This is a genomic window from Acidithiobacillus albertensis (assembly GCF_001931655.1).
Taxonomy (GTDB): Bacteria; Pseudomonadota; Gammaproteobacteria; order Acidithiobacillales; family Acidithiobacillaceae; genus Acidithiobacillus; species Acidithiobacillus thiooxidans.
Genome location: NZ_MOAD01000001.1, coordinates 1450032 through 1458075, shown reverse-complemented (window position 1 = coordinate 1458075; position 8044 = coordinate 1450032). Strand labels below are relative to the sequence as shown.

Annotated in this window: 8 protein-coding genes; 2 read left to right on the top strand and 6 right to left on the bottom strand. The window is 48.1% G+C overall.

From position 1 onward, the window contains the following. Window positions 1-91: 91 nt before the first annotated feature. Entirely contained in the window at window positions 92-349 is a 258-nt protein-coding gene (locus BLW97_RS07500) for a GlsB/YeaQ/YmgE family stress response membrane protein (RefSeq protein ID WP_215858229.1), read from the bottom strand. 293 nt (window positions 350-642) lie between these two features. On the opposite strand from BLW97_RS07500, the gene BLW97_RS07495 reads away from it, so the two are divergent. Both BLW97_RS07495 and BLW97_RS07490 read left to right on the top strand, forming a co-directional pair. Beyond that, complete coding sequence (locus tag BLW97_RS07495) at window positions 643-1584, top strand: sulfotransferase family protein (protein ID WP_075322822.1); 942 nt, start codon at window positions 643-645, stop codon at window positions 1582-1584. 10 nt (window positions 1585-1594) lie between these two features. Further along, window positions 1595-2422 (top strand): glycosyltransferase family 25 protein, encoded by an 828-nt coding sequence (locus tag BLW97_RS07490; protein WP_075322821.1) that lies wholly within the window; start codon window positions 1595-1597, stop codon window positions 2420-2422. A 49-nt stretch (window positions 2423-2471) separates the two neighbouring features. Here the strand turns inward: BLW97_RS07490 and BLW97_RS07485 are convergent, their stop codons facing one another. The 5 genes from BLW97_RS07485 to ppk2 form a co-directional block, all read right to left on the bottom strand. Continuing rightward, window positions 2472-3020: an HdeD family acid-resistance protein gene (locus BLW97_RS07485; protein WP_075322820.1), complete on the bottom strand. Its 549-nt coding sequence runs from the start codon at window positions 3018-3020 to the stop codon at window positions 2472-2474. 12 nt (window positions 3021-3032) lie between these two features. After that, entirely contained in the window at window positions 3033-5558 is a 2526-nt protein-coding gene (glgP, locus tag BLW97_RS07480; protein WP_075322819.1) for an alpha-glucan family phosphorylase, read from the bottom strand. Between the two features lie 89 nt (window positions 5559-5647). Then, complete coding sequence (locus tag BLW97_RS07475; protein ID WP_075322818.1) at window positions 5648-6568, bottom strand: beta/alpha barrel domain-containing protein; 921 nt, start codon at window positions 6566-6568, stop codon at window positions 5648-5650. A 123-nt stretch (window positions 6569-6691) separates the two neighbouring features. Next, window positions 6692-7036 carry a hypothetical protein gene (locus BLW97_RS07470; RefSeq protein WP_024895147.1) on the bottom strand — a complete coding sequence of 115 codons (345 nt, stop codon included), beginning with the start codon at window positions 7034-7036 and terminating at the stop codon, window positions 6692-6694. Between the two features lie 52 nt (window positions 7037-7088). After that, the gene (ppk2, locus tag BLW97_RS07465) at window positions 7089-7916 is read right to left on the bottom strand and encodes a polyphosphate kinase 2 (RefSeq protein WP_024895146.1); all 828 of its coding nucleotides are present in this window, start codon (window positions 7914-7916) and stop codon (window positions 7089-7091) included. Window positions 7917-8044: the final 128 nt, after the last annotated feature.

The following is an 8044-nucleotide window of genomic DNA, read 5'->3' as shown; positions in this document are numbered from 1 at the left end:
TAGTTTGACCCGCCATGCCAGCCACTGGCTGGCTGCGCCCAAAATAACCAGCCCAGCCAGAATCAGCATGATGTTCATAACGTTTTATTTTTTAGAGTTTTTTGATGAGCTTAACGATAAACAAAAGAATAATGGCACCAATAAAGGCAACAATAATGGCACCGATAATGCCCGCCCCAAAAAGACCAATCAAGCCAATCGTCGTCAGGACGAATCCACCGATGAAAGCACCGATGATGCCGACAATGATGTCTCCGATAATGCCAAACCCCCGGCCTTTGATGAGCAATCCGGCCAGCCAGCCAGCGATTCCACCGACGATGAGAAAAACAATAATGTTCATTAACATGGTTCAATCCTCTCTATTTGTAATATCGTTTTGTCAAACTAACACATAACGCGTTTCCAGGTCATTATAAACACATAAGAATTCTTTTATATTTTATAAACCAAACTTCGTTTGTTCTATAAAAATGGATTTTCATATTTCTTAACAATTTTTATTACGGCCATGTCTTATCTGGAGAGGCCTTGAGACCTTAAACTGAGCGCTGAAAACTGGGACTTTATCCTGTTTTCAGGTGGACCATATGTTTGTTGAGCTTTTTGTATAAAACGTTACAGCATGTAAGAGGTTATATAGTGATTGATGAGTTTTTGGAGCATGCTCCCAGCGGCCAACCAATTCAGAGAGGTATCGTAACGGTCATCGGCATGCATAGAAGTGGTACAAGTGCTATTGCCAAAGGTCTGGAGTGTTTGGGGCTCAACATGGGGGATGCTTTGATTGCGCCCGGTGAAGATAATCCGCGGGGCTACTGGAAAGATGCCGAGGTTTTGCGCATCAACAAGGAAGTTCTTGAACGTTTAAATATTGCCTGGAATGACACCCGGATTGTCCCGGAAGCTCTTTTTTTAGGTGCGGCGCTGAAAGATCTCCATGATCAGGCGGAGAAGTTATTGATCAATCGCGCGGATCAATACACCATGTGGGGATTCAAAGATCCGAGAACTTTAAGAGTTTTGCCTTTCTGGCTGCATGCTGCAGAACAGTCAGGGGTTAATCTTCAGTTTGTCGTCGCCCTACGACACCCTTATGCGGTGGCGCTATCGCTGCAAAAGCGCAATGGTATCTCCCTTACGAGAGGCCAATTGATGTGGGCGGCATATACTTTACCATTTTTGCCGCATATTAAAAATTATCCTCACGTTTTTATTTCATATGATGATTTGTTGGAACAGCCAGCACTTGTTCTGGAAAAAATCTCTTTACATCTGGCACTTTCCATAGACGAGAATAAACTCAAAATTTATGTTGAACAGTTTTTAAGTCAATCCCTAAGACATCATTCCGTTGCGCTTAATGATGAAGAATATGCCAAAAATATGCTACCATTACTCGATAAAATATATCATATTCTAACTGCCATAAAACAAAATGAAAGTGTCGCCCAGTGGGTACTATGGGCGGCATGTTATGAAGAATACCAACGTTACCAAAGTATTCTTGAAGAGCTCGATGCAGAAAGCGATTATCACTGGAAACGGCGAGGAAGCTTCCTGAAGAGGTTGATTTATGGTTAGGAATAACAGTATGAACATCAAAACGGGGGGAATGATCGTTTCTTTGAAGAAATGTATGCCTCCCATTCATGTGATTTCCATGGCGAGTCACCCTGAACGCCGTCATCATCATATTTCAGCAGAAGCCAGGCGTTTGCAAGTACATTTAAATTTGTTTGAAGCTTGTGCGCCTAGACGCATTGCTGATTACCCCAATTCTTATGATCAAACGTACCGAAAAAAATATTTCGGATATGAAATGGCCCCGGGCGAAGTTGGGTGTTTTATGAGTCACCGTTCATTGTGGCAACAATGCGCACAATCAGATGATGTGGCTTGGTGTATTCTTGAGGATGATGTAGTGCTAGGGCCCAACTTTGTTGAAAAAATTGCGCTCGCCATGGATACTGCTGGGGAGTGGGATATTTTGCGTCTGATGAGTGAACGTTGGGATCGGCAAGGTAAGCTATATCTTCGCGTGAATAATGAATTTCGACTGATGCGTTATGTTCGACAGCCACAGGGAACCGCTGCCTATCTGATACGACCAGACGCCGCCAAGGTACTACTTAAACATACTGAAAAAATGCGTGACGCAGTAGATAAGATGATGGATCAATACTGGTTGCATGGATTGCGCATGTTGGTTCTTGAGCCTGCTCTGGTTTCTATTGATGTGAAGCTGCCATCCATTATTCAAGAGCGCGGTTGGTCTGCGGAGCACCGATCATCGCGGCCATTCTGGCGACGTCTACAAAGAGAGGTCAGGAATGGCTGGGAAAGTCTCTGCGCACGGAGTTATCTGTGGGCACAAACTTTCCGTAATCCAGTCCACGGATATTGGACGTTCCGCAAATGAATAAAATAAAAAAGATTACTGATTGCCTAAAATTTGTGCAATATACTGTTTATCCAGGTTTTACATTGCGCAACATCAGCAGAATGATCCCATCAAATATCAAGTTGACGCCGACAAATATGCCGACCAGGATCAATGAACCCCGAGGCCAGGTGACCACGAAGAGAAGGGCAATGAAAATGTCGATAATACCACTAAAAATGGACCAGCCCCGACCATGTCCCGGATAGATTTTCATTTGCGTGAAATTTCGGTAGGCATCAATGATGAAATACAGAACGAACATCAAACCAATTGCCGCAATTCCTGCTTTCGGTAAGGCAATCATGATGCCCCCAGTGATAAAAAGCAGTAAGGGTTTCAGCCAGTCAGCCATTTGATGCTGGTGCATCTGGATGCTGTGCGCAATCCAGGTGAATCCGGCAATAATCAGCATGGCTGCAATAATGCCATCGGTGACTGCAGAAAGAATAATTGGGCTTAAAATTCCAAATATCCCAATAATGATTAATAATATAGCTACAGGAACCAAATATTTACCGAACATTTTCTTTTCGGTTTCTATAATATTTTGCAGGTCAGGAATGTTGGGATTCAATTTTTGTTCCTTTTAACGGTACCAGAGTATTTCCGCACTCTCCATGGGCACCAGGCAATTTTGATGGCAAGGAATGATGCGCGGAGTATAGTCTGCCAAGTCACGATCAGCAGGGATGTTTAACGTGTAATTGTAACTGTTGACTGCTCCACTCAGTGCTTCACCACGCTGCATGGGAACCACTTCTAAAGGATATTGGTCACTTCGGTTGGCAAATAGTTCCACGCTGATAGATTCAGCATCCAGATCGTCCAGATAAACATGCAGTTCAAAATAATGGCGATTATTTTCGGTACGTACATGCAGATCGCCAAAATGCAGAAGGGGCCAGTGTTGGCGAATATTTTTTTGCCAGTTACAGATTTCCTCAATTCGACTTTTTTCGCTACGATCGGCGAGGAGGCGTCCAGCGGGTTCGTATAGGGTCGAGACATAATCGCGGAGCATTCGATTGCTGCTGTATAAGGGCGTAAGCCGACTCATGCTTTCGCGAATTTTCTGAATCCAGGCCTGCGGACAGCCGCTGGCATCGCGATCCTGATAAAAAAGAGGCACAATCTCGTTTTCCAATAAATGATAGAGAGTTTCTGCTTCCTGAATATCCCATTGTGGATCATCATCATGTTCGGCGCGATCACCGATAGCCCAGCCCGTTTCCGGACAATAGGCTTCAGCCCACCAGCCATCCAGTTCGGATAAATTAAGTCCGCCATTAACCAACACTTTCATGCCACTGGTCCCGCTGGCTTCCCAGGGGCGACGCGGCGTATTAATCCATAAGTCGACGCCTTGAACCAGATGCTCGGCCACCAGCATGTCGTAATCGGCAATAAAGACAATATGATTGGCCAGCTCGGGATGTTGATGAATAAACAAGGTCCACTGCTGAATCATTTTTTTGCCCGCTTCGTCCCGAGGATGAGCTTTTCCGGCAATGAGCAGTTGTACCGGGTGATGTGGATTGGTCAGCAATTGCCTCAGTCTGTCGGGATTACTCAAGAGCAGATTGGGACGTTTATAGGCCGTAAAGCGACGTGCAAAACCGATCGTCAGGGCATTAGGGTCCAATGCCAACGCAGCACGCTCTTGCTCCTCCAGCGGCGCGTGCGCCTGCGCCAGTTGTTGCTGAAGCCGTTGTCGCGCGAAATGAATGACCTGCTGACGGCCTTTGCTGCGTAATTCCCAGATCAAACTGTCGGGTGTTTTACGGAATTCTGCTGCGAGGTTTTGCAAGTCACCCAGCCAGCGCTGTTTACCGCAACAGGAAGTCCACAAGGCATCTGCTTCAGCAGAGTCCCAGGAGGGCATGTGCACACCATTGGTGACATGGGTTACCGGAACTTCGTCCGCAGGCCAGCGTGGAAAAAGTGGTTGAAACAGGCGTCTGCTGACTTCTCCATGCAGGCGGCTGACGGCGTTGACCATAATGCTGCCACGAATCGCCAGCCAGGCCATATTAAATGGTTCTTGCGGATCATCGGGATGTTCCCGTCCCAGCGCCAGGATGGTTTCTACATCGACACCAAAAGCTTCTGGCGCTCCCGCAATGTAACGCGTCATTAATTCTGCCGGGAAACGGTCAAAACCAGCAGATACGGGGGTATGGGTTGTGAAAATATTACCGGCCCGAGTGGCATTGAGGGCACATTCAAACTGGGTGCCATGATCCTGCATATGGCTGTATGCGCGGGCCAGAATGGCAAATGCGGCATGCCCTTCATTGAGATGGCATATTTCGGGTTGAATCCCCAGACGGCGCAATAACAACCAGCCGCCGATGCCCAGACAGATTTCCTGCTGCAAGCGGGTTTCCGGGCCTCCTCCATATAACTCAGCGGTTATCCCTCGATCTGCCGGAGTATTCAGGGGATCGTTACTATCCAGCAAATACAAGGTTACCCGGCCTACCTGGGCTTGCCAGGCGCGTAATATGACTTTTCGGCCGGGGAAGGGGAGTTGCAGGCGCAACCATTCTCCTTCGCTGTCACGCACCGGGGTAACCGGCATCTGGGTGGGATCGTTATAGGGATAAAATTCCTGTTGCCGACTGTTTTCATCCAGCGTTTGGCGAAAATAGCCCTGTTGCCAGAGCAGACCGATACCCAGCAACGGGATACCCAGATCACTGGCAGTTTTCAGGCAATCGCCGGCCAGGATTCCCAGCCCTCCAGAATATATGGGGAGGGCCTCGGAGAGGCCGAATTCCATGCTGAAATAAGCAACCTGCCGGAAGGAAGTCTGGGCGTAATTCTGTTCAAACCAGCTGCTTTGGGTTAATTGCTCCTGATGCTGCGCACTAAAAGCCTTGAGCTTTTCAATGAATGCTGGATTTTGCGCCAATTCTTGCAAGGTTTGACTACTGATATTTTGTAAAATTAACCAGGGATTGCGCGTTTGCTCCCAAAGTTCTGGCGCTATTTCGGCCCAGAGGGAGTCGGCGGCATGACTCCACGCCCAGCGCAGATCCAGCGCCAGCTCCGTCAGACCACTGAGCGATTCGGGCATTTGCGGAAGCAGATAACAGGGGGCAATAGTCACTCACTTTTCTCCGTTATGTCAGGGTGTTAATTTGCCGGGGGTGCTGGTGGGCATTCACAAACGCCAGCGGGTATGGCCCATCGGGTTGATTAAGACGCTTCTCCCAAAAGTTTTGCAGCTTCTTCCACGCTCTGATTTTTGACGACCAGGGCATGGATCGCCTGACAAAAGTGTACGGCATCCGGTTGACTGCGTTGATGGACATTTCGGCCTGTGGCACAGCCCTGGGTCCCACCAATATGTATTTGTGCATGCAGACGTTGCAAGAAGGATTCCGAGTCGGTTTCTGAGCCCCCGGCGCAAATTACCTGAGTACGCCCAGCTGCCGCAACGGCCTCACCCAGCAGGCGGGCATCCATGTTTCCCTGCGCATCCAAAGGAGGATTCACCTTCGCAAAATCAGCGCCGAGGCAGGCAACGAGGCCGCTGGCTCCGGCAATCATGTGCGGATCCTGTTCCTTGTCGCCTACCGCCTGTCCGCGCGGATAAGCCCAGATAACGGCCAAAAGACCCATGGCGTGGGCATCCTGGATAATGCGCGCGGCTTCGGACAACATTTCAGGCTCATATAGTGAACCGGGATAGATGGTATAACCGACGCCTACAATTTTCAGGCCGGAGTGCCGGACAAAATCCCGCACCTGGGCCATGCTCTGCCACTGCAAACTGGCAGGATCACGCTGGGCGGTTTTCACCAGGTGGGTTTTGCTGTTGAGTTTAAGCAGATAGGGAACTTCAGGATAATCCATTCCATAGTGGCTGATCAGCCCCATCTGAGCCGCGAAGCAACCTACCGGTGCCGCACTGGCAATCCGAAAAAGATGTTCAGGATCAGCATCATCTGCAGCAACCTGACCTCCAACAAAATCATCATTCAGATGCTCGACCTTCTGGTCGCCCGCCATCAAAAAAAGACGCCCGCTTCCTTGCGTGGCGAGTTGGTAGTTTTCTGTCCAGCGTTTAGCGCTGTCTGTGGGGATACCCAAGGGGGGGTGCTTGAATTGAGACATGCCTGCTAACTCCTTTCATGGCTAAAAGGGAAATGCGGTTGACCTGATTATAGGAGATGGACGTGAATCGTGAGCGTTTTGGTCCATCTCGTTGCTGCAATGGAGTGCTTTGGCCTGAGAATTTTACTTGGTTGTATCTCGCTGCTTGGCCACACGGTGGCTCAGGACGGCAATTTCATGGGCAAGCAGGTATTGATCCTTGGTGACCTCCCATTCCCGAGCCTGTTCCGCATCGTAGCTTTCCGGATCACAGAGGGCAGAAAGTTGTTCACAGCTCATACTGTCATTCAGGAAACCAATCAGTTCAACAAGTTGATCGTTGCCGAAAACGCCCACGGCAGCATCCAGGGATAATCCTTCTTTTTTGCTGAGTTGTTCTGCTGCCGCAATGGTTGCCGCATCCAGGGAGTCCTCGTTTTTGAGGGAGAGGGCGCGAGTCAAAGCTGACGGTAAATCGATGATGGACATATTTCCTCCTGGGCAAAATCAAATGGGTAAAGTAATGAAGATGGATGTGTCATTATTCCTGGATCATCCCATTATCCAGATAAAGGGATTCATATTCAAAAATGATGGATTGGTCAGGAAGTACCCGCATTTCATCCTTGTCTGTGTAGGACAGCCGGCTCAAAAGCCCTTTGATGAGTTGCAACCGGGCTATCTTTTTATCATTGGCATTGACAATAATCCAGGGGGCGAAAGGAGAATGACTGCGGGCAAACATGATATTGCGTGCTTCGCTATAATCCTTCCAATGTTTCAAAGCTTTTTCATCAATGGGACTGGTTTTCCACTGTTTGAGTGGATCATCTTTGCGCGCTTCAAGGCGTTGTTTTTGCTCGTCGCGCGAAATATCCAGATAGAACTTGAATAGATGAATGCCGGAACGCACCAGCATCCCTTCAAAATTATTGACTTCGGCGAAAAACTCTTCGTATTGCTGGTCTGTACAGAATCCCATCACCTTTTCAACGCCTGCACGGTTATACCAACTGCGGTTGAAAAAGACCATTTCTGCGGCTGAGGGCAGGTGTTCTATGTAGCGCTGAAAAAACCACTGACTTACTTCCCTGTCCGAAGGCTTGCTTAATGCAACCACCCGGGTTTCGCGAGGACTGAGGTGTTCGATAATGCGTTTGATGGACCCATCCTTGCCGGCTGAATCCCGACCTTCGAGTATCACCAGTATTTTTTCATTTTTACGAATAATATCTCTTTGCAACTTGACCAGCTCAATCTGGAGGGCCCGCAGTTCCGCCTTGTAATGGGCTTTTTCATCAAGATGATTTTTTTCGTGCGCATCATCTTGAAGTGACCGCATCGTACTATTTTTTTTATTCCTGGACATCTCAGGACTCCTGTTTAGTTTGTGTTGCAAGGTAATAAGTAAATTATACCTCATCATTATAGAACATTTTCATACGATTATGTGAAGCTAAAAAAAGGGGCCTTGCGGCCCCAAACGGAACATCACCA